The sequence below is a fragment of the Pseudomonas sp. SF2 genome, assembly GCF_036858055.1.
Lineage (GTDB): Bacteria > Pseudomonadota > Gammaproteobacteria > Pseudomonadales > Pseudomonadaceae > Aquipseudomonas.
This window is the reverse complement of sequence record NZ_JAMBDI010000037.1, coordinates 1-25,018: the sequence shown is the minus strand read 5'-3', so window position 1 is coordinate 25,018 and position 25,018 is coordinate 1. Positions and strand designations below refer to the sequence as shown.

Here is a 25,018-nt window from a genome sequence, read left to right as displayed (position 1 = left end):
CAGTTATCTGTGCGACAGCGCGGCCCAAAGGGCTGGGCAATCTCCCACAGAGACCGCACAATGCTTTAAATTTGTGCGGTCCCTGTGCGGCCCCTGATTCAACGATCAACGCGGCAGGCTGACCCTTGCCACCTCGGCAAAATAGCGGGCCCCGGTCGCCAGGATCGCATCGTTGAAATCATACGAAGCGTTATGCAACGGCGTAGCCCCCGCCTCGCCCTCGGTACCATTGCCGATGAACACGAAGTTGCCCGGCACCTGCTGCAGGAACGCACCGAAGTCCTCGGAAATCATCATCGGCATCACTTCGGCATTCACCGCCTGCGCCCCCACCACATTGCGCGCCGCCGTCACGGCAATTTCCGTGTTCGCCGCCCAGTTCACCGTCGGCGCAAACTCGTGGCTGTACTCGAACCGGCAGGTTGCACCGTGCAAGTGGCAGATACCCTCGCTGATCTCGCGCATGCGCTTCTCCAGCAAGCGTTGTACCTCGGGGCTGTAACTGCGGGTGTCGCCCTTGATCGTGACATGGGTAGGTATCGCATTTCGGATGCCATCAGTAATGAACTCGGTGCAGGAAACCACTGCTGAAAGGCTCGGGTCGACATTGCGCGCGACAATGGTCTGCAAGGCCAGCACGATCTCGGCACCGATCACCATCGGGTCGATGCCCATGTGCGGCCGAGCGGCATGGGTACCCTTGCCCTGGATGTGGATGACGAAGTTGTCCTCGCTGGCCATGATCCCGCCAGCCCGCGTGGCAATATGGCCAGCCGGCATGCCCGGCATGTTGTGCGCGCCATACAGGGCATCGACCGGGAAGCGCTCGAACAAGCCATCGGCCATCATCGCCTTGGCCCCGCGTCCATGCTCCTCGGCCGGCTGGAACAGGAAACGCACGGTACCGTTGAAGTTGCGCTCGCGGCACAGCAGGTCTGCGGCCCCCAGTACCATCGCCATGTGCCCGTCATGGCCGCAGGCGTGCATCTTGCCGTGGTTGCAGGACGCATGGGGCCGTTCATGCGCCTGTTCGGTGATGTTCAGGGCATCCATGTCGGCACGCAGGCCGATCACGCCCGGGCCGTCACCGACAGTGAGGCTGGCAACCAGGCCAGTGCCACCGATGCCTCGGTGCACCTCCAGGCCAAAGCTGGCCAGGATGCTGGCGACCTGTTCGGCAGTGTCGAACTCTTCGAAGCCGGTTTCCGGGTGGCGGTGAAACGCGTGCCGCCAGTGCTTGAGGCGCTGTTCGAATGCAGGGTCATTGCTCATGCTTGAAGTTCCTGTTGCTGGGCCAACGTCGGGCGTTGACCGGAAGGGCCGGTATAACCTGGCCCTCAAGGGGTGGATCAGGTGCGTACCCAGGTTTGCTGGCGTGCCAGTACCGAGCTGGCCGACTCGCCCAGCAGATCGGCGTAGACGCCAGGGGCGGTGGCGCCTTCGGTACTGATGAAGAGAATGCGGGCGTTGCCGTCGAGACCCAGGTCGGCAGCTGCGCCAGCATCCGTTACCAGGTGGGCAAGCCCGGCCAGGCCGGCGACGCTGGACTCACCCGCCACCAGTGGAATGTCGCGAGCGCTGCCAGCCGCCAGGCGGCGCATGGCGGCAACAGCCTGGTCATCGGTGATGGTCATGAAGTAATCGACGCTCGGCTCAAGGAATCGCCAGGCCAATGGCGATGTCTCGCCGCACGCCAGGCCCGCCATTACCGAGTCCACCGAACCGGTCGCCCTGGCCGGTTTGCCGAGCAAGGCACTCTGGTACAGGCAGTCCGCCTGCTCCGGCTCGACCATGACCATCAGTGGGCGTTGTGCGCCGTAGTGCTCCCACAGGTAGCTGACGATGCCAGCCGCCAGGCCACCCACCCCGCCCTGCAGGAACACGTGGGTGAAAGGCGACTGGCCGGCAGTGGCTTCGATGATTTCTGCGGCGATGGTGCCGTAGCCCTGCATCACATCACGCGGGATCACTTCGTAGCCCTCATAAGAGGTATCGGAAACCACGGTCCAGCCGTTGCTGGCCGCCAGCTCCGCAGCGTGCTGGACCGACTCGTCGTAATTGCCGGCAATGCGCACGATCCGCGCGCCATAGGCGGCAATCGCCTGCTCGCGCTCTATGCTGACGTTGGCATGCAGCACGATCACGCAGTGGCAGCCGATGCTTTGCGCGGCGGCCGCCAGGCCCTTGCCATGGTTGCCATCGGTGGCGCTGACCACGGTGAAGGGGGCCAGCAGGTTCGCGTACTGGCCTGCCAGCAAGCCGCGCGGGTCGAATTGCTGCGCGGGGAAGGTACGCAGGATCAGCCGCACCAGGGCAATCGGCGCGCCCAGCGCCTTGAAACTGCCCAGTTCCGAACGCACCGATTCGTCCTTCACCGTCAGCTGGGCAACGCCCAGCTCCGCGGCCAGGTCAGGCAGGCTGTACAGCGGCGTAGCACCTGCGTTCAAGCGCGCCCAGCCGGCCAGCCACTGGCGGCTTTCTTCAGCCTTGGCGATGCTCATCACCTCCTGCAACGCTTGCGGGTAAGGCTGGCGGCCAGCCTTGGGGTTGGAAACAAACATGCGGCACTCCTTTCTACAGGCAACATGAAGCCCATGCCGCTGAAACCAGGCTTCAGCGGGCGGGGCATTACAGTGGGGATCAGGCGTGGGTCAGGCGACGGCTGACGACATCCAGCAGCACCTGGGCGCCCTGAATCAGTTGTTCGTCATCGGTATGCTCGCGCGGGTTGTGGCTGATGCCGCCCTGGCTGGGCACGAAGATCATCGCGGCGGGGGCAATGCGGGCGATCATTTGCGCGTCGTGGCCGGCGCCAGAGGTCATGCGCCGATGGCTGAAACCGAAACGCCGGGCCGAGGCTTCGATGGCATCGGCCAGCCCTGCGTCGAAGATCACCGGCTCGAAACGCACCAGGCGCTCGGTGGTAATGGTGACCCCTTCACGCTCGGCGAGCGCCTCCAGGTATTGGCTCAGGCGGTTTTCGGCGTAAGCCAGGCAGGTTTCGTCGGGGTCGCGCAGGTCAACGGTGAAGGTGGCCTTGCGCGGGATGACATTGATCACGTTCGGCTCGAACTGCATGCAGCCGACCGTGGCCAAGGTCGTGCCGGAATCCACGGCCATGGCGCGCAACTCGGCGACGATGGCACTGGCGACGAAGCCTGCATCATGGCGCAAGTGGGTCGGCGTGGTGCCGGCATGGTTGGCGTGTCCCTTCACCTCTACTTGCTGCCAGGAAATGCCCTGCAGGTTCTCGACCACGCCGATCAGGGTGTTTTCGGCTTCGAGGACCGGCCCCTGCTCGATATGCAGTTCGAGGTATTCGTGCGGCACGATAGCGCCAGGCTCCAGCGTGCCGGCATAGCCGATGCGCGCCAGTTCATCGCCAAGGCGCGTACCGTCGGTGCCAAGGGTATCCAGTGCCTGTTGCAAAGGCAGGCCGCCGGCGTAAACCAGTGAGCCCATCATGTCGGGCTGGTAGCGCACACCCTCTTCATTGGTGAACGCGCCGACGGTGATCGAACGCTCAGGCAAGCGCCCGGCCTCACGGTACGCCCGAACCACCGCCAATCCGGCCAGCACGCCATAGCAGCCATCCAGGGCTCCGGCGTTGGTGACAGTGTCGATGTGCGAACCCATCATCAGCGGGCTTTGCTCGCCGCTGTCAGCGGCTGCGCGTAACGTACCGAAAATGTTGCCGATGCGGTCGACCTGCACGTCGAGGTCAAGCTCGCGCATCCAGCCGACCAGCAGGTCGCGCCCGGCCTTGTCGGCATCGCTCAGGGCGATCCGGGTGCGCCCGCCATGCGTGGCGTCAACACCTACCTGGCCGAGTGCACGGATCTGCTGCAGCAGCAAAGCGCCGTTCAGTTGCAGTGGGGTACTCGCATTCATCAACCGTTTCTCCATGGGTGAAAAGCCTTGGCTCTACACCGCCGTTCTTGTTCACGGGAAATTCTATTCGCTCGCCGCGTATGAAAATCTTGATTTTTGGCCAATTCATGCACTTTTATTACGCACTTTCGGCATTTACCGCTGTTCGCCTACGGAGCCCCTCCCATGCCCCTCGATCACTTCGACCTGGCCCTGCTCGATGCCGTGCAGCGCGACGCCGGCACTTCACAGCTGGACCTCGGTGCGCAGGTCAACCTGTCCTCGGCGGCGGTCAACCGGCGCCTGAAGAAGCTGACGGCCGACGGCGTGATCCGCGGCACGGTGGCACAGGTGAACCCGGAGCAGCTGGGGTACACGCTGACCGTGATCACCGAGGTTGAAGTGGAGAACGAGCGCCTGGACCTGCTGGACGAGATGAAACGCGCCTTCCTCGCCTGCCCGCAGGTGCAACAGTGCTACTACGTGGCCGGGGAATGCGATTTCGTGCTGATCATGCTGGTGCGGCACATGGAGCAGTACACCCAGCTGACCCGTGAGCTGTTCTTCGAGAACAACAACGTCAAGCGCTTCAAGACACTGGTGTCGATGAGCAATGTGAAGACTGGCCTGTTCGTGCCGACCCTCACGGATTGAAGCCTTTACTGCGAGCCGCTGTAAGAGCGCGCAAGTTGACAGTCAACTTGTCCAGGCTGGCCAGCCCCGAGGAAATGATTACAATGCGCGCCCCGACCTGAAATATGTTTTTCTCATGAAATCACTGCTTTACGCCGTATCCTTACTATTTTCCTTCACCCTCCCCGCCCTGGCCAACCCGCCGGCGACCTTCACCGAGGCCAAGGTAGTGGCCAAGCAGAAGGTGTACATGGACCAGGCCAGTAGTGCCATGGGCGACCTGTACTGCGGCTGCAAATGGACCTGGGTGGGCAAGTCCGGCGGGCGTATCGATGCCGCCTCGTGTGGCTACCAGACCCGCAAGCAGCAGAACCGAGCAGAGCGCACCGAATGGGAGCACATCGTGCCGGCCTATACCTTTGGCAACCAGCGCCAGTGCTGGAAGAACGGTGGCCGCGAGCATTGCGTGGATGACGACCCGGTGTTCCGCGCCATGGAGGCCGACCTGTTCAACCTGTACCCGGCAGTAGGCGAGGTCAACGGCGACCGCAGCAATTTCAACTACGGCATGGTTGCTGGCAATGCAGGGCAATACGGGCAGTGCAGCACCAAGGTCGACTTCGTGCAGCGTGCTGCCGAACCCCGTGACGAAGTGAAAGGCCTGGTCGCCCGCACCACCTTCTATATGTACGACCGCTACAAGCTGAGCATGTCGCGCCAACAGCAACAGTTGCTGATGGCCTGGGACAAACAGCACCCGGTGTCGGCCTGGGAAAAAGAGCGCGACCGGCGCATTGCCGCGATCATGGGGCATGCCAACCCCTTCGTGACCGGGGAACGCAAATGGACCGCCAACTACAAGCCGGTCGGCAGTGGCGTGGTGCAAGCGGTGCCGGCGAAGGCTGCCAAGCCAGAGGCCAAGCCGAGCCTGGCCAGTGCCGAGTCGGTAGGAGCGGTGCTTGGCAACCGCAACAGCCACGTCTATCACCTCTCCGTCGGCTGCCCGGGCTATACCCAGGTTACCGCGAAGAACCAGGTCACCTTCGCCACAGAGGGTGAGGCGCAGGCAGCGGGGTATCGCAAGGCGGGCAACTGCCGCTGATCGGCCCCCTTGCAATCGATCGGGCTGCACAGCAGCCTGATCGAATGACCATCCGTCGCCCAGACGGCACCCCACTCCCCGCCCCCAGCCCAACGAATGACAGATCATCCGCAAAGGAGACGTTCCATGATCCGCATTCGCCCACTCTCGCTGTGCCTTGCCCTTGCCCTGGCCGCCGCCACTGGCACCAGCCTGGCCGCCACCGACACCCATACCGACAGCCACCCGCAAACCGACCAGTCCGGTGGCAAGACTGCCGGTGAAGGTAGCAGCGTCAACAGCCCTGGCAGCAGCAAAGGCAACGACAGCAGCGACACCGGCAGCAACAGCGATGCCGCCGACGGCGCCGCTGGCGGCTCCAACAGCACCGGCGAAGCCACCGGTTCCGGCGCCGGGCGCACCGGCGGCACCGCCGAGGACCAGGACAGCCATTGAGCCCAGCCTGGGCTACACTGCGCCCGAACGCCCTGCCGAGGATTCACCATGAACCTCAAACCCTGGCTGCTTGCCGCCCTGCTGCCGTGCAGCACCCTGGCCGTCGCTGGCGGCCAGGGTGCGCTGTCGATCAGTTCGTCGTCGTTCACCGATGGTGGCGTGATCGCCCTGCAGCAGGTTGGCCCGGACCCGGCCTGCGGCGCTGGCGAAGAGCGCACCCCGCAACTGAGCTGGGACAACCTCCCCGCAGGCACCCGGTCGCTGGCCCTGATCATGTTCGACCCGGACGGCGGCAAGGGTATTGGCGTGGTCCACTGGATCGCCTACAACATTGACCCGGCCCAGGATGGGCTGAAGGAAGGCATCGCCGGGCTGACCGGGCCAGGCGTGACCGTGGGTCGCAACTCGCGGGGCACGCTCAGCTACCGAGGCCCCTGCCCACCCGCCGGTGACAACCCGCACCACTACGCACTGACGCTGATCGCCACCGACCTGCCATTGGGCACCCTGCCCGAGGGCCTGGACCGCAGTGGCCTGCTGCAACTGCTGCAAGGCCACGCGCTAGGGGCGCAGAGCCTGGTCGGGCGCTATGGCCATTGAACCATCCAGTACAAAAACAAATGATCGCCCCCATAGCATTTATCCATTGAATGGCCCGACCGAACTGAAGTAAGCTCGGGCTCATTCACTGGAGAGCAACATGCCAAAACACACCCGCAACCACGCCAACCACACCGGTCGCACCCTGCGTCCTGTGCTGGCCGTTGCCGGCTGCGTGGCACCTGCCAGCTATTACTTCGGGTATTGGTTTAGCCACTAGGCGCCGATACCCACACGGCGCCCACCTTCGAGGGGCCGCCGAACATGAGAATACTCAAACCCCCGGTCGGCTTCCCGACCGGGGGTTTTGCTTTTCAGGCCTTTGAACAACACCGATTCACATTGAGGACAGATTCATGAACTACGCCACCTATTACTACGCAAACACCTACGCCTGGCGATTTAGCCAATCCCGTTCGGGCCAGCCTGCCGCCTCCGTTCGGTCTTCCACAGGTGGCAATGCAGCAGCCAATACGAATTCAACGATCTGTCGAACACCTCGATAGGGCCGACCACGCGGGCCAGAACCCGCCGTCCGCCCAGGGAAAAAACGCCATGCAAGCTTCCAGCCTCGCCCTGACCCAGCCGCAAGCCGCCAACACCACCGTCACCCAGCGCCTGCCCAGCCCGCACCTGCTCAAGCAGCAAATGCCGCTGTCCAGCGAACTTACCCAGCAAGTCCATGCCCACCGCCAGGCCATCCGCGACATCCTCGAAGGCCGCGACCAGCGCCTGCTGGTAATCGTTGGCCCGTGCTCGATCCACGACCCGCGCTCGGCCCTGGAATACGCCGACCGCCTGGCCGCCCTCAGCCGCGAACTCGACGACAAGCTGCTGCTGGTGATGCGCGCCTACGTCGAAAAGCCCCGCACCACGGTCGGCTGGAAAGGCCTGGCCTACGACCCGCACCTCGATGGCAGCGACGACATGCACGCCGGCATCGCCCTGTCCCGCGGGCTGATGCTGAACATGATCGAGCGCGGCCTGCCGGTCGCCACCGAACTGCTGCAGCCCATGGCCGCCGGCTACTTCGATGACCTGCTGGCCTGGGCCGCGATTGGCGCACGCACCACCGAATCGCAGATCCACCGCGAAATGGTCAGTGGCCTGGAGCTGCCGGTCGGTTTCAAGAACGGCACCGACGGCGGCATCGCCATCGCCAGCGACGCCATGCGCAGCGCCGCCCACCCGCACCGCCACTTCGGCATGGATGCGCAGGGTTACCCGGCCATCATCGAAACCCTGGGCAACCCGGACACCCACCTGGTGCTGCGCGGCGGCCACAAAGGCCCGAACTTTGACGCCAACAGCATCGCCATGGCCCGCCAGGCACTGGCCAAGGCCGGGCTGCAGGGGCGGATCATGGTCGATTGCAGCCACGCCAACAGCGGCAAGGACCCGGCGCGTCAGCCGGCGGTATTCAACGATGTGCTGGAGCAGCGCATGGCCGGTGACCGCTCGATCGTTGGCGTGATGATCGAAGGGCACCTGTTCGACGGCTGCCAGGCGCTGGGCAAGGGCGCGCTGAAATACGGCGTGTCGATCACCGATGGTTGCCTGGGCTGGGCCTCGACCGAAACCCTGTTGCGTGAGGCGGCACAAAAACTGTAGGCAGCGGGTTGCAAGCCTGGCGAGACATACCCCGGACAAGTGCGCTAGGCTTGCCTTTTTACCCCAAGGAGCAGTACCCATGGCCCGTGCAACCGCCCGCCACATCCTGGTCAGCAGCGAAGACAAATGCAACGAACTGAAAGCCCAGATCGAAGCAGGCGCCGACTTCGCTGAAATTGCCAAAGCCAACTCCACCTGCCCGTCCAGCCGCCAGGGCGGTGACCTGGGCTCGTTCGGCCCGGGCCAGATGGTCAAGGAGTTCGACACCGTGGTGTTCAGCGCCCCGATCAACACCGTGCAAGGCCCGGTGAAGACCCAGTTCGGCTACCACTTGCTGGAAGTGACCAGCCGCCAGGACTGATTCACCTGTTCAGGTGATGAGATCCCCTGTGGGAGCGGGTTTACCCGCGAATGCGTCAGCCCAGACGACGAGGCTGCATGCTCGGACGCATTCGCGGGCACGTCGCAGCGGCGCACCGCCGCTCCCACAGAGATTGTGGTGCCTGTTCCTGCTTTGCTTGGCTGTCAACGCCCACGCCGCCCCCACCCACGCCCTCACCGTCTACGGCGAAGCACCCCGCTACCACGCCGGCTTCCAGCATTTCGACTACGTCAACCCAAACGCCCCCAAAGGTGGCATCCTGCGCCGTTCGGCCATCGAGATCGGCCAGTTCGACCATATCCTGCCGTACATCGACAAAGGCATCGGCGTCAGCGAGGTCGATAGCCTGCTGTATGCGCCACTGGCCGTGCGCTCGTTCGATGAGCCCTACACCGTCTACGGCCTGATCGCCCGGCGCATGGAGCGCGGCCCGGACGATGCCTGGCTGCGTTTCGAGATCGACCCGCGCGCCACCTTCGCCGATGGCAAGCCGGTGCGCGCCGAGGACGTACGCTTTACCTTCGAGCTGCTGATGAGCAAGGGCAGCCTCAAGTACCGCACCCAGTTCGCCGATGTTGCCGCCGTCATCGTGGAAAGCCCGCACAGCGTGCGCTTCGACTTCAAGCCCGACCACGGCCGCACCCTGCCACTGGACCTCGCCGGCCTGCCGGTACTGCCCGAACACGACTGGCAGCAGCGCGATTTCGCCAACGGTGCCGGCTTCGACAAGCCGGTCGGCAGCGGGCCGTACCGTATCGGGCACATCGACAATGGCCGCAGCATCACCTTCGAGCGCGACCCCGGCTGGTGGGCGCGCGACCTTCCGGTCAGCCGTGGGCGCTACAATTTCGCCAAACTGCGCATCGAGTACTTCGGCGATACCGAAGTGGCGCGGCAAGTGCTCAAGGGCGGTGGCTACGACTACAACCGCGAATTCTCTGCCACCGCCTACACCCTGGGCTACAACGGCGCGCAACTGGACGACGGCCGCCTGCAGCGCGCCCACCTGGGCCCGGCCAAGCCGCAGGTGGCCCAGGGCTTTGTGTTCAACCTCGACCAGCCGCAGTTCAAGGACCGTCGCGTGCGCCAGGCGCTGGGCATGCTGTGGGACTACGAGTGGAGCAACCGGCAGATGATGCGCAACATGTACATCCGCCAGCAGAGCGTGTTCTCCAATACCCCACTGGCCGCCCGCAAACTGCCGGATGCAGGCGAGTTGAAACTGCTCGAACCGTTGCGCGGCAAGGTACCGGACGAAGTCTTCAGCACCGTGTTCACCGCCCCGGTCACCGATGGATCAGGGATCATCCGCAAGCAGCAGCTGCAGGCACTGGCGCTGCTCGAGCAAGCCGGCTGGCGCCCCGAAGGCGACCGCTTGGTGAACAGCCAGGGCACGCCGCTGGCGTTCACCTTCCTCAATGGCCAGGCAGGCATGGAACGCCTGCTGCTACCGTGGAAGCGCAACCTGGCCCAGATTGGTGTGACCCTGGACATCCGCAACGTCGACTCCGCCCAGTACGTCAACCGCCTGATGGCGCGTGACTACGACATGATCGTCACCGGTTACCCGGTCACCCTGTCGCCCGGTGCCGAGTTGTACAACTACTTTGGCTCGGCAGCGGCCCACGACCCCGGGTCGAATAACCTGATGGTGCTGCAGGACCCCGCCGTGGACCGCCTGATCGACGGCCTGGTGCGCGCCGACACCCAGGCCGACATGCTGCACCACGCCCATGCCCTGGACCGGGTGCTGCAATGGAACTATTACTGGATCCCCAACTACTACCCGCCTGGCAGTTCCACCGTCTGGTGGAACCGCTTCGGCGTGCCCAAAGTCCAGGCTGCCTATGACGAAGGCCTGGACACCTGGTGGGAAGTCAGCCCCACCGCGCTGACCAACGCGCAAATGGCCGAACGCCGGAAATCCTCGCCATGACTGCCTACATCCTGCGCCGCCTGCTGCTGATCATCCCGACCTTGCTGGCGATCCTGCTGGTCAACTTCGCTATCGTCCAGGCCGCACCGGGTGGCCCGGTGGAACAGGCGGTGGCACGCTTGCAAGGGATTGGCGGCGGCGCTCCCGGCGCCCGGGCCGAGGTGGTGCACGGCGAGTCGCGGGCCACCCGTGGCCTGGACCCGAAACTGATCGAGGAGATCAAGCACCAGTACGGCTTCGACAAATCCGCCCCCGAGCGCCTGTGGTTGATGCTGGGCCAGTATGCCCGGCTGGACTTCGGCAACAGTTTCTTCCGCGGCGCCAAGGTTACCGACCTGATCCTCGACAAGTTGCCGGTCACCCTGTCGCTGGGCTTCTGGGCCACGCTGATCACCTACCTGGTGTCGATCCCGCTGGGCATCCGCAAGGCGGTTCGCCATGGCAGCCGCTTCGATGCCTGGAGCAGCGCGCTGATCGTGGTTGGCTATGCCCTGCCCTCGTTCCTGTTCGCCCTGTTGCTGATCGTGCTGTTCGCCGGCGGTACCTCGCTCGACTGGTTCCCGGTGCGCGGCCTGGTCTCGGACAACTTCGACGAGCTCAGCCTGCTGGGAAAGGTCGCCGACTACTTCTGGCATCTGGTGCTACCAGTCGGCGCCCTGGTGATCGGCGGTTTCGCCACCCTGACACTGCTGACCAGGAACGCCTTCCTCGACGAGATTTCCCGGCAATACGTGGTTACCGCCCGCGCCAAGGGCCTGAGCGAGCGTCGGGTGCTGTATGGCCACGTGCTGCGCAATGCCATGCTGCTGGTGGTGGCCGGATTGCCGCAGGCGTTGATCACGGTGTTCTTTGCCGGCTCGTTGCTGATCGAGGTGATCTTCTCGCTCGATGGCCTGGGCCGCATGAGTTACGAAGCGGCTGTGTCGCGGGACTACCCGGTGGTGTTTGGCACGCTGTTCATCTTCACCCTGGCGGGCCTGCTGATCCGCCTGATCGGCGATCTGTCGTACACGCTGCTCGACCCGCGTATCGACTTCGACACGAGGGCGCACTGATGCTTTCACCGATTTCGCGTCGTCGCCTGAAACGCTTTCGCCGCAACCGCCTCGGCTGGGTCTCGCTGTGGCTGTTCGCCGGCCTGCTGCTGCTGAGCCTGTGTGCCGAGCTGGTGGCCAACGACAAACCGCTGCTGCTGGGCTACAAGGGCGAGCTGTATGTGCCGGCGCTCAAGCGCTACAGCGAGCAGCAGTTCGGCGGCCAGCTGCCGTTCCAGCCGGACTACCGCAGCGCCTATGTACGCCAACTGATCGAACAGCAAGGCGGCTGGATGCTGTTCGCACCGATCCCGTTCAGCGCCGACACCCCCAACTACGACCTGCAAGTGCCCACCCCCAGCCCGCCAAGCGCGAGCAACTGGCTGGGGACCGACGACCAGGGCCGCGACGTGCTGGCCCGGGTGCTGTATGGCACACGGGTGTCCTTGCTGTTCGCCTTCGCCCTGACCCTGGTCAGCGTGCTGATCGGGGTGACGGCCGGGGCCTTGCAGGGCTACCACGGCGGCTGGGTCGACCTGTTCGGCCAGCGTTTGCTGGAGGTGTGGTCGGGGTTGCCGGTGCTGTACCTGCTGATCATCCTCAGCGGGTTCGTCGAGCCGGACTTCTGGTGGCTGCTGGGGATCATGGCGTTGTTCTCCTGGCTGACCCTGGTCGATGTGGTGCGCGCCGAGTTCCTGCGCGGTCGCAACCTGGAGTACGTGAAGGCCGCCCGGGCGTTGGGGCTGTCAGACAGCCAGGTGATGCTGCGGCACATCCTGCCCAACGCCATGAACGCGACGCTGACCTATGTGCCGTTCATGCTGACCGGGGCGATCACCACCCTGACTGCACTGGATTTTCTCGGTTTCGGCATGCCGGCCGGGAGTGCTTCGCTGGGTGAGCTGGTGACCCAGGGCAAACAGCACCTGGAGGCGCCGTGGCTGGGCTTTACCGCGTTCTTTGCACTGGCGGTGATCCTGTCGCTGCTGGTGTTTATCGGGGATGCCTTGCGTGAGGCGTTCGACCCAAGGGGATAGTTTTTCAGGTCTGGCCTCTTCGCGGGTAAACCCGCTCCCACAGGTACCCCACAGTCTTCAGGATTTGTAGTGAACTTGTGGGAGCGGGTTTACCCGCGAAGTGGTCGGCCCCGCTTATACAGATTTCAGGATTTTTACCCATGCACGACAGCGACAGCCTCAAGGACTACCCCCAGGTACGGCAACTGGCGATCCGCTCGCTGTTCGAAATCATCGAACAGTCCAGCGAAGGCACGGTAATCGTCGACCGCCAGGCGCGCATCGTCTGGATGAACGAACGGTATGCCCGGCGCTTTGGCTTGGCCGACGCGGCCAGCGCCATTGGCCAACCCTGCGAAGCGGTGATCCCGGGCAGCCTGATGCGCGAGGTGGTGAGCAATGGCCGGCCGATACTGCTGGACATGCTCGACACCCCGAACGAGCCGCTGGTGGTGATGCGCCTGCCCATCCACGACGACCAGGGCGCGCTGATCGGCGCCATCGGCTTTGCCCTGTTCGATGAATTGCGCAGCCTGTCGCCGCTGCTCAAACGCTACTCCAGCATGCAGCAGGAGCTGGCCTCGACCCGCTCGCAGTTGCGCGCACGCCAGGCCAAGTACAGCTTCGCCCAGTTCGTCGGCAGCAGCGCCGCCAGCCTGGAGGCCAAGCGCCGCGCACGGCGCGGTGCGAGCAGTGACTCGCCGGTGTTGCTGCTGGGCGAAACCGGCACCGGCAAGGAGCTGTTGGCCCATGCCATCCACGCGGCGTCGGCGCGGGCGCACAAGGCGTTCGTCAGCATCAACAGTGCGGCGATCCCCGAGACACTGCTGGAAGCCGAGTTCTTCGGCACCGCCCCCGGTGCCTTTACCGGGGCTGATCGCAAGGGCCGCAGCGGCAAGCTGCAACTGGCCGAAGGCGGCACGCTGTTCCTCGACGAGATCGGCGACATGCCGCTGGCCCTGCAGAGCAAGCTACTACGGGTGTTGCAAGAAAAGGAGTATGAGCCGGTCGGCTCGAACCAGATGCTGCGTAGCGATGTGCGCATCATTGCCGCCACCTCCATCGACCTGCAGGCCGCCATCGCCCGCGGGGCATTCCGCGCCGACCTGTATTACCGGCTGAATGTGCTGCCGATCGAGGTGCCGCCACTGCGGCAACGGCTGGAGGACCTGCCGGCGCTGTGCGAAGCCATATTGGGTGAGCTGGGCAGCCAGTATGAGTTGGAGGCCGAAGCGCAGCAGCTATTGGCGCGGCATGCATGGCCGGGGAACATTCGCGAGCTGCGCAATGTGCTGGAGCGGGCCACGCTGCTGGCGGACCAGCCGCGGCTGGGGGTAGCGGATCTACGGGCGGCATTGGGGCCGTTGAGCCCGGTGGCGACTACGCCTGTGCGGCAGACTTACCGCGAGGCCTGTGAGGCGTTTGAGCGGGAGCTGATTGCCGGGGCACTGGCCGAACATGCGGGAAATGTACCGGAAGCTGCGTCGGCGTTGGGACTGGGGCGGTCGACGCTGTACAAGAAGATGGTAGTACTTGGTCTCTGATTGGAGACTTTTGTTTCCATTTCAAGATTGCCGCGAGGGCTTTGCCCTCGATCGCGACACAAGGCGGCTCCTACAGGAGATCGCGGTTCACTTGTAGGAGCGGCCTTGTGTCGCAATGGGCCGCCAAGCGGCCCCAACGTCTCAAGCCAGAGACAAAAAAACACAAGAAAACAAAATACCCATATAAATCAATGAGTTAAAAACTGGCACGATTCCCGCTATCTCCTGCTCACCGATAAAAACAAGACTCACCCAGGAGACTCACCCGATGACCGTGCTCATCGCCCTTGCCGCGCTGGCCCTGCTGATGCTGGCTGCCTACCGTGGCTACAGCGTAATCCTCTTTGCCCCCATCGCCGCCCTCGGCGCGGTACTGCTCACCGACCCGTCCGCCGTGGCCCCCGCATTCACCGGGGTGTTCATGGAGAAAATGGTCGGCTTCATCAAGCTCTACTTCCCGGTGTTCCTGCTGGGCGCCGTGTTCGGCAAGCTGATCGAGCTGTCCGGCTTTTCCCGCTCGATCGTTGCCGCCGCCATCCGCGTGCTCGGCACCCGCCAGGCAATGCTGGTGATCGTGCTGGTCTGCGCCCTGCTCACCTACGGCGGTGTCTCGCTGTTCGTGGTGGTGTTCGCGGTGTACCCGTTCGCTGCCGAGATGTTCCGCCAGAGCAATATCCCCAAGCGCCTGATCCCGGCAACCATTGCCCTGGGCGCGTTCTCGTTCACCATGGACGCCCTGCCCGGTACCCCGCAGATCCAGAACATCATCCCCAGCACCTTCTTCAACACCACCGCCTGGGCCGCGCCCTGGCTGGGCCTGATCGGCACGCTGTTCGTGTTCTGCGTCGGCATGGCCTACCTGCAACGCCAGCGCAACAAGGCCCTGCGCGCCGGTGAAGGCTATGGCAGCGACTTGCGCAACGAGCCGGAAACCGCTGCCGACCTGGCCCTGCCCAACCCCTGGCTGGCCCTGTCGCCGCTGCTGCTGGTGGGGGTGATGAACCTGCTGTTCACCCACTGGATCCCGCAGTGGTACGGCCCCAGCCACAGCCTGCAATTGCCCGGCATGAGCGCGCCGGTGCAAAGCGATGTGGCCAAGCTCACCGCCATCTGGGCAGTGCAGGCGGCGTTGCTGGTAGGCATCCTGATGGTGCTGGTGTGTGCCTTCGGTGCCATCCGCTCCCGCCTGGCCGAAGGCAGCAAAAGCGCCGTGGGCGGTGCCTTGCTGGCGGCCATGAATACCGCCTCGGAATACGGTTTTGGCGCGGTAATCGCCTCGCTGCCGGGCTTCCTGGTATTGGCCGATGCCCTGCGCGACATCCCCAACCCGCTGGTCAACGAAGCCATCACCGTGACCTTGCTGGCCGGTATCACCGGCTCTGCCTCGGGCGGCATGAGCATCGCCCTGGCGGCCATGGGCGACAGCTTCATCGCCGCCGCCAATGCCGCCAACATCCCGCTCGAAGTGCTGCACCGGGTGGCTGCCATGGCCAGCGGCGGCATGGACACCCTGCCGCACAACGGCGCGGTCATCACCTTGCTGGCCGTAACCGGGCTGACCCATCGCGAGGCCTACAAGGACATTTTCGGTATTACCCTGATCAAGACCCTGGCGGTGTTCGTGGTCATCGCCACGTTCTACGCCACCGGCATCGTCTAAGGAGCTTTGCATGACCCTCAAAGGCAAGACTGCACTCGTCACCGGATCCACCAGCGGCATCGGCCTGGGCATTGCCCAGGTGCTGGCCCGCGCAGGCGCCAACATCATGCTCAACGGCTTCGGCGACCCGGCACCGGCGCTGGCCGAGATCGCCCGGCACGGGGTGAAGGTAGCCCATCACCCGGCCGACCTGTCGGACGTGGCCCAGATCGAAGCGCTGTTCACCCTGGCCGAGCGCGAGTTCGGCGGCGTCGACATTCTGGTCAACAACGCCGGTATCCAGCATGTGGCGCCGGTGGAGCAATTCCCGCTGGAAAGCTGGGACAAGATCATCGCCCTCAACCTGTCGGCCGTGTTCCACGGTACGCGCCTGGCCCTGCCCGGCATGCGCATGCGCAACTGGGGGCGCATCATCAACATCGCCTCGGTGCATGGCCTGGTCGGCTCGACCGGCAAGGCGGCCTATGTGGCGGCCAAGCACGGCGTGGTCGGCCTGACCAAGGTGGTAGGCCTGGAAACCGCCACCAGCAACGTCACCTGCAATGCCATCTGCCCTGGCTGGGTGCTGACCCCGCTGGTACAGAAGCAGATCGACGATCGTGCTGCCAACGGTGGCGATCCGCTGCAAGCGCAGCACGATCTGCTGGCAGAAAAACAGCCATCACTGGCCTTCGTCACCCCCGAACACCTGGGTGAGCTGGTACTATTCCTGTGCAGCGAGGCCGGTAGCCAGGTTCGCGGTGCCGCCTGGAACGTCGATGGTGGCTGGTTGGCCCAGTGACGGGCGGCCTGGGCCTGGCGGCGGTCCTGCATTCGTTTATCTGCAAGGAGGCCCTATGCGCCCAACCCCGATGACCGCGATCCTGGCCCTGACCCTGGCTGCCGCCGCACCCGCGATGGCAGCCAGCCTGAAGGACGTCGCGCCCTACCCCGAGGCGGAAAAAGGCTTCACCCGGCAGGTCATCCACCTGCCGGCCCAGGCTGATGAATCGGCCTATCAGCTGGAAATCCTCGCCGGCAAGACCCTGAAGGTGGACTGCAATCGCCAGCGCCTGGGCGGCAGCCTGGAGGAACGAACCCTGGAAGGCTGGGGCTACAGCTACTACCACCTGGACAAGGTCAGCGGCCCGGTCAGCACATTGATGGCCTGCCCCGATGGCAAGAAGACCGAGGCCTTCGTGCCGGTGGTCGGTGAAGGCTTCATGCTGCGCTACAACAGCAAGCTACCGGTGGTGGTGTATGTGCCCAAGGATGTCGAAGTGCGCTACCGCGTCTGGAGCGCGTCGCAGGACGTGCAAAAGGCTAAAGTAGAGTAACGCGCAAGCCCCTGCTGCCAGGGGGCTTCTTCGCGGGCACGCCCGCTCCCACAGGATATCACTGGGCTGGATGTCTACGCTGTACCTGTGGGAGCGGGCGTGCCCGCGAATAGGCCGTCGAATCCAAATGATCACCTGGAGGTTCGGCATGAACGATGTGCTCTGGCGCCCCTCCACGGCGCAGATCGAGGCCAGCCGGATGGATGCCTTCCGCCGCCGGGTCAACCTGCGCTACAACCTGCAACTCGACGACTACCAGGCGCTGCACCGCTGGAGCATCGAGCAGCGCCCTGCCTTCTGGCAAACCCTTGCCGACTATTTCCACGTTCACTGGCATACCCCGCCGAGCCAGGTGCTCAGCGAAGGGCCGCAGATGCCCGATGCCCAGTGGTTCGCCAACGCCACCCTCAACTTCGCCAAACACCTGCTGCGCCGCCGCGACGACCGCCCGGCCCTGGTCGCCGTGCGCGAAGACGGCCAACGTCAGCAGTTCACCCATGCCCAGCTGGCCGCCCAGGTGGCCGGCCTGCAAAAAGCCTTCAAGGCGGCCGGCATCGTCCCCGGCGACCGGGTAGCCGCCGTCATGCCCAATACCTGGCAGACACTGGTTGCCATGCTTGCCTGCACCAGCCTCGGTGCGGTCTGGTCCAGTTCCTCGCCCGAGTTCGGCGTACATGGCATCATCGACCGCTTCGGCCAGATCGAGCCCAAGCTGCTGATCGCCTGCGCCGGCTACCAGTACGCCGGCAAAGCCATCGACCAGGTGGACAAGGTGAACCAGGTGTGCGCGCAGTTGCCCGGTCTGGAACGGCTGATCGTGGTGCCCCATACCCGCAATGGTACGCGCGCCGACGAGTTCCTGGCCGCCAACGTCAGCCTATGGGATGAGTTCTTTCAGCCTGGCGGCGCCCCCAGCTTCACCCCGCTGCCCTTCGACCACCCGCTGTACATCCTGTACTCCAGCGGCACCACCGGCGTGCCCAAGTGCATCGTCCACCGCGCCGGCGGCGTGTTGTTGCAGCACCTGAAGGAACATGGCCTGCACAACGACCTGAAGGCCGATGACGTGCTGTTCTACTACACCACCTGCGGCTGGATGATGTGGAACTGGCTGGCCAGCGGCCTGGCGGTGGGCGCCACGCTGGTGCTGTACGACGGCTCGCCCTTCCACCCCGGCCCCGAGCGGCTGCTGGACCTGATCGACGCCGAGGGCATCCAGGCCTTCGGTACCAGCGCCAAGTACCTGGCGGCGCTGGAGCAGGCGGGCCTGGAGCCTGCGGCAAGCCATCAACTGGGGCGCTTGCGCCTGCTGTTGTCCACCGGCTCGCCACTGTCGCCACACAGCTACGACTACGTGTACCGCAAGATCAAGGCCGACCTCTGCCTGGCGTCGATGTCCGGCGGCACCGATATCGTCTCCTGTTTCGTGCTGGGCAACCCGACCCTGCCGGTGCGCCGTGGCGAAATCCAGTGCAAGGGCCTGGGCATGGCGGTGGAGGTGTGGAACGAGCACGGCCAGCCGGTGCAGGGCGAAAAAGGCGAGTTGGTGTGCACGCGCAACTTCCCGTCCATGCCACTGGGGTTCTGGAAGGATACGGACGGCAGCCGTTACCACGATGCCTACTTCAGCCAGTTCCCGGGGGTGTGGGCCCAAGGCGACTATGCCGAACAGCGTGCCGATGGCGGGCTGGTGATTCATGGCCGCTCCGATGCGGTCCTCAACCCCGGTGGCGTGCGCATTGGCACGGCAGAGATCTACCGTCAGGTGGAAAAGGTCGAGCAGGTGCTGGAAAGCGTGGCCATCGGCCAGGACTGGCAAGGCGATGTGCGGGTGGTGCTGTTCGTTCGCCTGCGTGACGGCCTGAAACTGGATGAGCCCCTGCGCCAGCACATCCGCCAGGTGATCCGCCAGTACACCACGCCCCGCCATGTCCCGGCGGTGATCGCCCAGGTCGATGACATCCCGCGAACCATCAGCGGCAAGCTGGTGGAATTGGCGATTCGCAATGTGGTGCATGGCCTGCCGGTGAAGAACACCGATGCCCTGGCCAACCCCGAGGCGCTGGAGCAGTTTCGGGATCGTGAGGAGTTGCGTACCCCATAATGAAGGTATTCACCGTCATCGTGGGAGCGGCCTTGTGTCGCGATAGGGCCGCAGGGCGGCCCAAGAAATTCATGCATCGCTGCTGAAATCCTGGGGCTGCCTTGCAGCCCTTTCGCGACGCAAGGCCGCTCCCACAATGGCCTCAACCCGGCTCGATCAGGCATAATGCGCGCCTTTTTCGCCCCCGAAGCACAGGTACCCCATGAAAGCCCAAGCCCGCCACATCCTGGTCAAGACCGCTGACGAAGCCGAAAAGCTCAAGCAGCGCATCGCCAATGGCGAGGCTTTCGACGTGCTCGCGAAAAAATTCTCCATCTGCCCTTCGGGCAAGCGGGGCGGCGACCTGGGTGAAATTCGCCCCGGGCAGATGGTCGGCGCCATTGACCAGGTGATCTTCAAGAAGCCCCTGCGCGTGGTACATGGGCCGATCAAGAGCAAGTTCGGCTACCACCTGGTGCAGACCTTCTACCGCGATTAAGTGCGACGCGCAGCCAGCAGACCCAGGCCGGCGCAACCCAGCAAGGAGGCGCTGACCCGGTTGAACAACCGGCGCGGGCCGGGCTGGCTGAACCAGCGCTGCAGGTACGCCCCCAGGCCGGCGTAGATGGCGATGGCGGCCCATTCCAGCAACAGGAACAACGCACCCAGCCAGAGGAACTGCTCGCTTACCGGAGTGGTACTGCCGACCGAAACGAACTGCGGCAGGAACGCGGTGAAGATCAGGATAGCCTTCGGATTACCAGCAGCCATCCAGAACTCCTGGCGTACCAGGCGCCAGGTGCCGCGCGGCTGATCACCTGCCACCGCCGCCTCGCCCACCGGTGCCCGCCACAGTTGCCAGGCGATATAGAACAGGTAGGCAGCCCCCGCCAACTTGATGGCCAGGAACAGGTATTCGCTGGTGTGCAGCACCACGGCCAGCCCCATGGCCGCCAGGGCGATCATGCCGCTGAAGGCGACGATGCGTCCGCCACCGGCCACGCAGGCCGTGCGCAGGCCGTAGCGGCTGGCATTGTGCAGCGACAGCAGGTTGTTCGGCCCCGGCGCCATGTTCAGGGCGAAACAGGCGGGAATGAAAAGCAGCAGGCTTGAAAGGTCCATAATTGTTTTCCTTTGGCAACAGCCGTCTATTTCGGCGGGTACCGGCCCGTGCGGTCAAGTTACAGCCAGCGGAAAAAACTGTATGGGTGCGCAGCGCCTGATAAGCTGCCGGGCATACCGAGGACCCTGTGATGCCCCGTTCCCATGCCGCGCTGTGGCGCGACCCGGCCCTGCCGCATGTCGAAAGCCGCCGCGCCTGCCATAGCCGCGCCTGCTACAAGGCCCACAGCCACCCGACGTTTTCCATCGGTGTGGTGGATGCCGGCCACAGTCATTTCACCGGTGCCGGCAACGGCCAGCAACGCCTGACGCCCGGCACGCTGGTGCTGGTCCCGGCCCACCGGGTACATGCCTGCAACCCCGAGCCCGGGCAAGCGTGGAGCTACCAGATGCTGCATGTGGATGCCGACTGGCTGGCGCAGCTGCGCCTGGAGTCCGGGCTGGAGGCTACCGGGCCCGGCGAGCCGGCACGTATCTGCCAGGTGCCGGAGGTGTATCGGCAGTTCTGCGAACTGAACAGTCTGCTGTTCTCCAACGCCAGCAATGGTGAGAAGGATGCGGCGCTGATTGCCTTTCTGGGTGACCTGGACTTTGCCAGGCACGCGCCGCTGGCGCCGGCACCTGCCCTGGGGGCGAGCGAGCTGAGTGGGCTGATCGCGCATATCGAAGGCCAGGACCCGGCGCAGTTGAGCCTGGCGGTACTGGCACGGCACGCCGGGCTTGGGCGCTACCAGTTGATTCGCGCATTTCGCGCGGCTACCGGGTTTACGCCGCATGCCTACCTGCTCAATGCCAGGGTCAACCGTGGGCGCCAGTTGCTGAGCGAGGGGCAGGCCCTGGCTGAGGTGGCCTATCGGCTCGGGTTTGCCGACCAGAGTCATTTCCAGCGGGTGTTCAAGGCCCATGTGGGGGTGACGCCAGGGCAGTATCGGGATTTGCACGGACTCTGAGAACCTGGGGCGCTTTGTGCCCCTTTCGCGACCACAGGTGCTGCGTACGCCGTTCAATGTGGGAGCGGCCTTGTGTCGCGAAAGGGCTGCGCAGCAGCCCCGGCAATGAGCCTGCAATATTGTTCAATACGGCTTGTGCGCCGAAGGGCAGAGTTCGGCTTTTCCGCCAGAGCCGCCCACCCCAATGGAACAATTCCTGATCATCGCCCTCGCCCACTTCCTCGCCCTGCTCTCTCCCGGCCCGGACTTCTTCCTGGTCGCACGTACCTCGGTCAGCAGTGGCTGGCGGGTTGCCAGCGGCGCCTGCCTGGGTATCGCCCTGGCCAATGGCGTGTTCATCGTCATGGCTTTCACCGGTCTGTCAGCGCTGCAGGAAGGCAGCCTGCTGTTCACCATCCTGCAACTGGCCGGTGCCGGCTACCTGCTGTACATCGGCACCCTGTTCCTGCGCCACGCCGGGCACACCAGCCTGGGCTCAGTCACCGGCAAGCAAACAGTCCAGGGGTGGTGGCGGGGATTGGGCATGGGGTTCCTGTCCGGCATCCTCAACCCCAAGAATGCGCTGTTCTATGCCAGCCTGGTCAGCATGGTCGCCAACGCCAGCATTGCCTGGAAAGCAACCTACGCCATGTGGATGTTCAGCATCGTGCTGCTCTGGGACCTGTTGGTTGCCGTGGCCATCGGCAACCCGCTGGTGCTGCGGCGCTTCGCCCGCAGCCTGCCGTGGCTGGAGCGGGCCTCCGGCGTCATGTTGGTGCTTTTGGCTGCGGCATTGCTGTTTCACCTGGCCTGGGGCTGAGCAGTTGCAGGGTCCGCATGTCCATCAAGGTGAAATGGCCACTGGCCCAGCCCCCGGTATCCAGGTGCCAGACGTTGCCCAGCAGTTTGGCCTCCAGCACCGGCGTGTGCCCCACCAACAAGGCACGCAGGCCCTGTACGGGCTGGGTATCGCCTACCTTCAGCCGCCGCCGCGACCATTGGCACACTTCCCTTACTTCAGGGTCGTCATCCAGTTCCAGCCAGGTCCTTAATACTGCCCAATCGGAATACGGGCTGTCGGCATGCAGCAGGCCTACCAGACCCGCCGCACTTTCAACCTCTATCGCAATCGGCAGCTTCTCGAAGCGCTCCACGAAACGCAACTGCTCGCTCCGTGGAAGGTCAAGAAACCAGCTCCCCCCGGCGGCGCGATACATGTCCAGATCGAGCCGCCCGCCGCGTACGCGGGTAATTGCCAGGGCCTCATGATTACCTTGCACGGCATGGAACCAGGGCTGCGCCAGCCATTCCAGCGCCGCTTCGCTTTCCGGGCCACGGTCGACCAGGTCACCCACGCTGAACAGGCGGTCCACGGCCGGATCGAACCCCACCGCATCCAGGCATTGCTGCAGGCGCTGGAAGTGACCATGGATATCGCCCACCGCCAGGTCACGTCCCCGCAGGTTGGCCATCAGACGCCGAAACCGTCCCATTACAATCTTCCTCTGCTGGTGCCGCCATGCCAGGGGTAAAATGGAGGCACAGCCAACCCACTCCGGAGGTGCATCATGCGTACCGCCCTCGTGTGTGCCGTGCTCATGGCGCTGTCACTGGACAGCATGGCACAAGGTGCTCCGGCCGCGCAGGTCGAGGTGCGTTTCGACCACCCGGAAAAATTCCGCGATGCCAGCCTCGACAGCCACGGGTACGAGCGTGGCGCCGACGCCTATGTGATGAACACCCTGACCCAGTACCTGCAGAAGCTTGGTCAACGCTACCTGCAACCCGGCCAGCAACTGGTCATCGACATCCGCGACATCGACCTGGCCGGGCGCTTCGAGCCCTGGCACAGCCAGGCCTACGATGTACGCTTCATGCGCGAAATCACCTGGCCAACCATCGACCTCAGCTACACCCTCAGCCAACCGGGCAAACCCGACCAGCAGGCGCAGGAGCGGGTCAGCGACAAGATGTACCTCAGCCGCCCAGGCCGGGTCGCCAGCAGCAGCGACCGCCTGTATGCCGAGAAGGCCATGCTCAACGACTGGTTCCGCCAGCGCTTCGCCCTCCACCCGGCATCCTGAAAAACCCTTCACTGGAACAGGCCTCGGTGCCGGTAGTATGCTCAGCCCTTCAACCTGTACCAGGGAAGGTTTTTTCATGAAGTTGTGCGCCGTGCAACTGGCGTCGCTCAAGGGCGATGTGCAAGCCAACCTCGAACGCCACCTGGCCTGCGTCGAGCAGGCTGCGGCCCTTGGCGCCGAACTGGTGGTGTTCCCCGAACTGTCGCTGACCGGCTATGAGCCAAGCCTCGCACGCCAGGCCGCCCTGCCCGTCAGCTCGGCACGGCTGGACCCGCTGCAGGCAGCCTGCGACCGGCTGGGTATCACCGTCGCCGTGGGCCTGCCACTACCGGCACCCGACGGCATCCGCATCGGCATGCCAATCCTCAGCCCCGGGGCACCGCGCCAGGCCTATGCCAAGCGGCGCCTGCATGATGATGAACTGCCCTGGTTCACCCCTGGCGATCAAGCCTTGCTGCTGCAGGTGGGCGCACATCGGGTAGCGCCTGCTATCTGCTACGAATCGATGTTCATGGCGCATGCGGCCGCCGCGCGGGCACACGGCGCCGACCTGTACCTGGTCAGCGTGGCGAAAACTGCCAAGGGCATCCGCGAGGGTTACCTGCACTATCCAGAGGTGGCTCGCGAGCTGGGCATGCCGGTGTTGCTGGCCAACTGCGTGGGGCCGGCCGACACCTTCATCGGCGCCGGTGGCTCGGCGGCGTGGGACAGCCAGGGGCGCTTGCTGGCCAGCCTGGACGATCACAGCGAAGGGCTGATCGTACTGGACACCGCCAACGCCAGTGCCATGGCGGTCCCCCTGGACCCGCACCCGGCATGATCTACCTGTTTCTGGCGTTGCTGAGCTATGCCTGTACTTACTACCTGACTGGTTTGCTCATCCAGGGGCAACTAGCCGATGTGGCCGAGGGTTTGCGTCACCGCCCCGATGCGCCGACACCCGGCGAGTACCTGCGCGCCGTCAAGCCCCATGCACGCCGTGCCCATCGGCAGTACACCCTGATGGCCGGCACGGCGCTGGCCGTGCTGGCCTGCCTGGTCGCCAGCTGGTTCTGACACCTTACAGGTCCAGCGCCAGGCTTTGCCGGCCCTCCAGCGCCAGCAGGTACTGCTTGGCGGCCAGGCCGCCGGCAAAGCCGGTGAGGCTGCCCGAAGCACCGATTACCCGATGGCACGGGGCGATGATAGAGATCGGGTTGCGACCATTGGCGGCGCCGACTGCACGCACCGCGCTGGGGTTGCCGATCTGCCGGGCGATGTCGCTGTAGCTGCGGGTCTCTCCGAACGGTATCGCCAGCAGCGCGGCCCACACCTGGCGCTGAAATTCGGTGCCGGCAAAATCCAGCGCCAGTTCGAAACGCTGACGTTTGCCGGCAAAGTACTCGCCGAGCTGGCGGGCGGTTTCCAGCAGTACCGGGCATTGGTCGTCACGGTGCAGGGCGCCAAGGCGCACACGGTTTTCCCGCTCCTCCTCCCAGAGTACGGCTGCCAGGCACTCGCCACGTGCTACCAGGGTCAAGGTGCCGACGGGCGACTGCATGAAGGTGAATGCGCTGGACATAAGCGGGCTCCTGCCAGGTTGCGATCAACCTACTGTACGCATCCACAGCCCCGCCTGCATCCGCTTTCTTGCTCAAGCAATGAACTGCGCCCCTGATGTT

General features: G+C 64.6%; 26 protein-coding genes. 20 read left to right on the top strand and 6 right to left on the bottom strand.

The features are described 5' to 3' along the window. Nucleotides 1-105: 105 nt before the first annotated feature. From M2S36_RS20225 to M2S36_RS20215, 3 genes are all read right to left on the bottom strand, one after another. Complete coding sequence (locus M2S36_RS20225; protein ID WP_233688307.1) at nt 106-1,272, bottom strand: M20 aminoacylase family protein; 1,167 nt, start codon at nt 1,270-1,272, stop codon at nt 106-108. Nucleotides 1,273-1,349: 77 nt separating this feature from the next. Next, complete coding sequence (locus M2S36_RS20220) at nt 1,350-2,561, bottom strand: diaminopropionate ammonia-lyase (RefSeq protein ID WP_233694822.1); 1,212 nt, start codon at nt 2,559-2,561, stop codon at nt 1,350-1,352. A gap of 79 nt (nt 2,562-2,640) precedes the next feature. Further along, nucleotides 2,641-3,891, bottom strand: coding sequence for a Zn-dependent hydrolase (locus tag M2S36_RS20215; protein ID WP_063914759.1), 1,251 nt, complete (start codon nt 3,889-3,891; stop codon nt 2,641-2,643). A gap of 165 nt (nt 3,892-4,056) precedes the next feature. Here M2S36_RS20215 and M2S36_RS20210 point away from each other — a divergent pair, with 165 nt between their 5' ends. The 15 genes from M2S36_RS20210 (at nt 4,057) to M2S36_RS20140 (ending at nt 19,721) form a co-directional block, all read left to right on the top strand. Next, nucleotides 4,057-4,524 (top strand): Lrp/AsnC family transcriptional regulator, encoded by a 468-nt coding sequence (locus M2S36_RS20210; RefSeq protein ID WP_233694820.1) that lies wholly within the window; start codon nt 4,057-4,059, stop codon nt 4,522-4,524. A gap of 115 nt (nt 4,525-4,639) precedes the next feature. Continuing rightward, nucleotides 4,640-5,605 (top strand): endonuclease, encoded by a 966-nt coding sequence (locus M2S36_RS20205; protein WP_207837334.1) that lies wholly within the window; start codon nt 4,640-4,642, stop codon nt 5,603-5,605. 126 nt (nt 5,606-5,731) lie between these two features. After that, nucleotides 5,732-6,040: a hypothetical protein gene (locus M2S36_RS20200; RefSeq protein ID WP_207837331.1), complete on the top strand. Its 309-nt coding sequence runs from the start codon at nt 5,732-5,734 to the stop codon at nt 6,038-6,040. Between the two features lie 48 nt (nt 6,041-6,088). Beyond that, nucleotides 6,089-6,640 carry a YbhB/YbcL family Raf kinase inhibitor-like protein gene (locus tag M2S36_RS20195; RefSeq protein ID WP_063914763.1) on the top strand — a complete coding sequence of 184 codons (552 nt, stop codon included), beginning with the start codon at nt 6,089-6,091 and terminating at the stop codon, nt 6,638-6,640. 555 nt (nt 6,641-7,195) lie between these two features. After that, the gene (locus M2S36_RS20190; RefSeq protein WP_333957736.1) at nt 7,196-8,251 is read left to right on the top strand and encodes a 3-deoxy-7-phosphoheptulonate synthase; all 1,056 of its coding nucleotides are present in this window, start codon (nt 7,196-7,198) and stop codon (nt 8,249-8,251) included. A 79-nt stretch (nt 8,252-8,330) separates the two neighbouring features. After that, nucleotides 8,331-8,612: a peptidylprolyl isomerase gene (locus tag M2S36_RS20185; RefSeq protein ID WP_039602126.1), complete on the top strand. Its 282-nt coding sequence runs from the start codon at nt 8,331-8,333 to the stop codon at nt 8,610-8,612. A gap of 13 nt (nt 8,613-8,625) precedes the next feature. Then, entirely contained in the window at nt 8,626-10,569 is a 1,944-nt protein-coding gene (locus M2S36_RS20180) for an extracellular solute-binding protein (RefSeq protein WP_241106758.1), read from the top strand. After that, entirely contained in the window at nt 10,566-11,624 is a 1,059-nt protein-coding gene (locus M2S36_RS20175; RefSeq protein WP_333957734.1) for a microcin C ABC transporter permease YejB, read from the top strand. The genes M2S36_RS20180 and M2S36_RS20175 overlap by 4 nt, the downstream gene beginning before the upstream one ends. After that, the gene (locus M2S36_RS20170; RefSeq protein WP_207837318.1) at nt 11,624-12,640 is read left to right on the top strand and encodes an ABC transporter permease; all 1,017 of its coding nucleotides are present in this window, start codon (nt 11,624-11,626) and stop codon (nt 12,638-12,640) included. The genes M2S36_RS20175 and M2S36_RS20170 overlap by 1 nt, the downstream gene beginning before the upstream one ends. 140 nt (nt 12,641-12,780) lie before the next feature. Then, nucleotides 12,781-14,163 (top strand): sigma-54 interaction domain-containing protein, encoded by a 1,383-nt coding sequence (locus M2S36_RS20165; RefSeq protein ID WP_233694815.1) that lies wholly within the window; start codon nt 12,781-12,783, stop codon nt 14,161-14,163. 268 nt (nt 14,164-14,431) lie between these two features. Beyond that, nucleotides 14,432-15,823 (top strand): GntP family permease, encoded by a 1,392-nt coding sequence (locus M2S36_RS20160; RefSeq protein ID WP_333957733.1) that lies wholly within the window; start codon nt 14,432-14,434, stop codon nt 15,821-15,823. 10 nt (nt 15,824-15,833) lie between these two features. Then, nucleotides 15,834-16,604: a 3-hydroxybutyrate dehydrogenase gene (hbdH, locus tag M2S36_RS20155; protein ID WP_207837313.1), complete on the top strand. Its 771-nt coding sequence runs from the start codon at nt 15,834-15,836 to the stop codon at nt 16,602-16,604. A gap of 55 nt (nt 16,605-16,659) precedes the next feature. Next, complete coding sequence (gene eco, locus M2S36_RS20150; RefSeq protein ID WP_207837310.1) at nt 16,660-17,139, top strand: serine protease inhibitor ecotin; 480 nt, start codon at nt 16,660-16,662, stop codon at nt 17,137-17,139. A 148-nt stretch (nt 17,140-17,287) separates the two neighbouring features. Beyond that, nucleotides 17,288-19,243 carry an acetoacetate--CoA ligase gene (locus tag M2S36_RS20145; RefSeq protein WP_333957731.1) on the top strand — a complete coding sequence of 652 codons (1,956 nt, stop codon included), beginning with the start codon at nt 17,288-17,290 and terminating at the stop codon, nt 19,241-19,243. 202 nt (nt 19,244-19,445) lie between these two features. Further along, nucleotides 19,446-19,721 (top strand): peptidylprolyl isomerase, encoded by a 276-nt coding sequence (locus tag M2S36_RS20140; RefSeq protein ID WP_016715601.1) that lies wholly within the window; start codon nt 19,446-19,448, stop codon nt 19,719-19,721. Here the strand turns inward: M2S36_RS20140 and M2S36_RS20135 are convergent. Beyond that, nucleotides 19,718-20,344 carry a LysE family translocator gene (locus M2S36_RS20135; protein WP_207837305.1) on the bottom strand — a complete coding sequence of 209 codons (627 nt, stop codon included), beginning with the start codon at nt 20,342-20,344 and terminating at the stop codon, nt 19,718-19,720. The genes M2S36_RS20140 and M2S36_RS20135 overlap by 4 nt on opposite strands. Nucleotides 20,345-20,475: 131 nt before the next feature. Between M2S36_RS20135 and M2S36_RS20130 the strand changes: the two genes are divergently transcribed. Further along, nucleotides 20,476-21,294 carry a helix-turn-helix transcriptional regulator gene (locus M2S36_RS20130; protein ID WP_233694802.1) on the top strand — a complete coding sequence of 273 codons (819 nt, stop codon included), beginning with the start codon at nt 20,476-20,478 and terminating at the stop codon, nt 21,292-21,294. Nucleotides 21,295-21,478: 184 nt separating this feature from the next. Further along, entirely contained in the window at nt 21,479-22,093 is a 615-nt protein-coding gene (locus M2S36_RS20125; RefSeq protein ID WP_207837300.1) for a LysE family translocator, read from the top strand. Here M2S36_RS20125 and M2S36_RS20120 read toward each other — a convergent pair. Then, entirely contained in the window at nt 22,041-22,766 is a 726-nt protein-coding gene (locus tag M2S36_RS20120; RefSeq protein WP_233688319.1) for a metallophosphoesterase, read from the bottom strand. The genes M2S36_RS20125 and M2S36_RS20120 overlap by 53 nt on opposite strands. Nucleotides 22,767-22,841: 75 nt before the next feature. On the opposite strand from M2S36_RS20120, the gene M2S36_RS20115 reads away from it, so the two are divergent. The 3 genes from M2S36_RS20115 (at nt 22,842) to M2S36_RS20105 (ending at nt 24,413) form a co-directional block, all read left to right on the top strand. Beyond that, the gene (locus tag M2S36_RS20115) at nt 22,842-23,357 is read left to right on the top strand and encodes a DUF3016 domain-containing protein (protein WP_207837298.1); all 516 of its coding nucleotides are present in this window, start codon (nt 22,842-22,844) and stop codon (nt 23,355-23,357) included. A 76-nt stretch (nt 23,358-23,433) separates the two neighbouring features. Further along, nucleotides 23,434-24,177, top strand: a complete 744-nt coding sequence (locus tag M2S36_RS20110; RefSeq protein ID WP_207837296.1) for a carbon-nitrogen hydrolase family protein — start codon at nt 23,434-23,436, stop codon at nt 24,175-24,177. Continuing rightward, nucleotides 24,174-24,413 carry a hypothetical protein gene (locus M2S36_RS20105; RefSeq protein WP_063914779.1) on the top strand — a complete coding sequence of 80 codons (240 nt, stop codon included), beginning with the start codon at nt 24,174-24,176 and terminating at the stop codon, nt 24,411-24,413. Before M2S36_RS20110 ends, M2S36_RS20105 begins: the two co-directional genes overlap by 4 nt. A gap of 4 nt (nt 24,414-24,417) precedes the next feature. Here M2S36_RS20105 and M2S36_RS20100 read toward each other — a convergent pair whose 3' ends face one another. Next, the gene (locus M2S36_RS20100) at nt 24,418-24,918 is read right to left on the bottom strand and encodes a methylated-DNA--[protein]-cysteine S-methyltransferase (RefSeq protein ID WP_025339247.1); all 501 of its coding nucleotides are present in this window, start codon (nt 24,916-24,918) and stop codon (nt 24,418-24,420) included. Nucleotides 24,919-25,018: the final 100 nt, after the last annotated feature.

What these genes read in the sequence shown, in the direction of transcription:
- M2S36_RS20185 (WP_039602126.1), top strand. Translation starts at nt 8,331, where the DNA reads ATGGCCCGTGCAACCGCCCGCCACATCCTGGTCAGCAGCGAAGACAAA.
- M2S36_RS20145 (WP_333957731.1), top strand. Translation starts at nt 17,288, where the DNA reads ATGAACGATGTGCTCTGGCGCCCCTCCACGGCGCAGATCGAGGCCAGC.
- M2S36_RS20170 (WP_207837318.1), top strand. Translation starts at nt 11,624, where the DNA reads ATGCTTTCACCGATTTCGCGTCGTCGCCTGAAACGCTTTCGCCGCAAC.
- M2S36_RS20175 (WP_333957734.1), top strand. Translation starts at nt 10,566, where the DNA reads ATGACTGCCTACATCCTGCGCCGCCTGCTGCTGATCATCCCGACCTTG.
- M2S36_RS20210 (WP_233694820.1), top strand. Translation starts at nt 4,057, where the DNA reads ATGCCCCTCGATCACTTCGACCTGGCCCTGCTCGATGCCGTGCAGCGC.
- M2S36_RS20195 (WP_063914763.1), top strand. Translation starts at nt 6,089, where the DNA reads ATGAACCTCAAACCCTGGCTGCTTGCCGCCCTGCTGCCGTGCAGCACC.
- M2S36_RS20220 (WP_233694822.1), bottom strand. Translation starts at nt 2,561, where the DNA reads ATGTTTGTTTCCAACCCCAAGGCTGGCCGCCAGCCTTACCCGCAAGCG.
- M2S36_RS20165 (WP_233694815.1), top strand. Translation starts at nt 12,781, where the DNA reads ATGCACGACAGCGACAGCCTCAAGGACTACCCCCAGGTACGGCAACTG.
- M2S36_RS20225 (WP_233688307.1), bottom strand. Translation starts at nt 1,272, where the DNA reads ATGAGCAATGACCCTGCATTCGAACAGCGCCTCAAGCACTGGCGGCAC.
- hbdH (WP_207837313.1), top strand. Translation starts at nt 15,834, where the DNA reads ATGACCCTCAAAGGCAAGACTGCACTCGTCACCGGATCCACCAGCGGC.
- M2S36_RS20105 (WP_063914779.1), top strand. Translation starts at nt 24,174, where the DNA reads ATGATCTACCTGTTTCTGGCGTTGCTGAGCTATGCCTGTACTTACTAC.
- M2S36_RS20205 (WP_207837334.1), top strand. Translation starts at nt 4,640, where the DNA reads ATGAAATCACTGCTTTACGCCGTATCCTTACTATTTTCCTTCACCCTC.
- M2S36_RS20125 (WP_207837300.1), top strand. Translation starts at nt 21,479, where the DNA reads ATGGAACAATTCCTGATCATCGCCCTCGCCCACTTCCTCGCCCTGCTC.
- M2S36_RS20100 (WP_025339247.1), bottom strand. Translation starts at nt 24,918, where the DNA reads ATGTCCAGCGCATTCACCTTCATGCAGTCGCCCGTCGGCACCTTGACC.
- M2S36_RS20115 (WP_207837298.1), top strand. Translation starts at nt 22,842, where the DNA reads ATGCGTACCGCCCTCGTGTGTGCCGTGCTCATGGCGCTGTCACTGGAC.
- M2S36_RS20190 (WP_333957736.1), top strand. Translation starts at nt 7,196, where the DNA reads ATGCAAGCTTCCAGCCTCGCCCTGACCCAGCCGCAAGCCGCCAACACC.
- M2S36_RS20160 (WP_333957733.1), top strand. Translation starts at nt 14,432, where the DNA reads ATGACCGTGCTCATCGCCCTTGCCGCGCTGGCCCTGCTGATGCTGGCT.
- M2S36_RS20130 (WP_233694802.1), top strand. Translation starts at nt 20,476, where the DNA reads ATGCCCCGTTCCCATGCCGCGCTGTGGCGCGACCCGGCCCTGCCGCAT.
- M2S36_RS20110 (WP_207837296.1), top strand. Translation starts at nt 23,434, where the DNA reads ATGAAGTTGTGCGCCGTGCAACTGGCGTCGCTCAAGGGCGATGTGCAA.
- M2S36_RS20200 (WP_207837331.1), top strand. Translation starts at nt 5,732, where the DNA reads ATGATCCGCATTCGCCCACTCTCGCTGTGCCTTGCCCTTGCCCTGGCC.
- eco (WP_207837310.1), top strand. Translation starts at nt 16,660, where the DNA reads ATGCGCCCAACCCCGATGACCGCGATCCTGGCCCTGACCCTGGCTGCC.
- M2S36_RS20120 (WP_233688319.1), bottom strand. Translation starts at nt 22,766, where the DNA reads ATGGGACGGTTTCGGCGTCTGATGGCCAACCTGCGGGGACGTGACCTG.
- M2S36_RS20135 (WP_207837305.1), bottom strand. Translation starts at nt 20,344, where the DNA reads ATGGACCTTTCAAGCCTGCTGCTTTTCATTCCCGCCTGTTTCGCCCTG.
- M2S36_RS20215 (WP_063914759.1), bottom strand. Translation starts at nt 3,891, where the DNA reads ATGAATGCGAGTACCCCACTGCAACTGAACGGCGCTTTGCTGCTGCAG.
- M2S36_RS20140 (WP_016715601.1), top strand. Translation starts at nt 19,446, where the DNA reads ATGAAAGCCCAAGCCCGCCACATCCTGGTCAAGACCGCTGACGAAGCC.